This is a genomic window from Microvirga antarctica (assembly GCF_017921815.1).
Lineage (GTDB): Bacteria > Pseudomonadota > Alphaproteobacteria > Rhizobiales > Beijerinckiaceae > Microvirga > Microvirga antarctica.
Genome location: NZ_JAGEMM010000174.1, coordinates 1 through 283 on the forward strand (window position 1 = coordinate 1; position 283 = coordinate 283).

The following is a 283-nucleotide window of genomic DNA, read 5'->3' on the forward strand; positions in this document are numbered from 1 at the left end:
TGTTCGACGGTGGCGACATCGCCCAGCCGTACCGGCGCGCCGTTTTGATACGCGATGATAAGCCTGCGGTATTCGTCGGCAGACTGCATCTGATCGTTAGCAGAAAGCGTCACCGCCCGTTCGGGGCCATCCAGACTGCCTTTCGCCGAGTTGACGTTGGCGCCGGTAATTGCGGTACGGACCGTTTCGCTGGTCAGACCGAGCGCGGCGATAGCCTGAGCATTCAGTTTTACACGCACCGCAGGGCGCTGCCCGCCGGCAAGCGTCACCAGCCCGACGCCGG

Annotated in this window: 1 protein-coding gene; it reads right to left on the reverse strand. The window is 63.6% G+C overall.

The features are described 5' to 3' along the window. The coding region (locus tag J4G32_RS21360) for an efflux RND transporter permease subunit (protein WP_210497742.1) at positions 1-283 on the reverse strand (283 nt) is incomplete at both ends.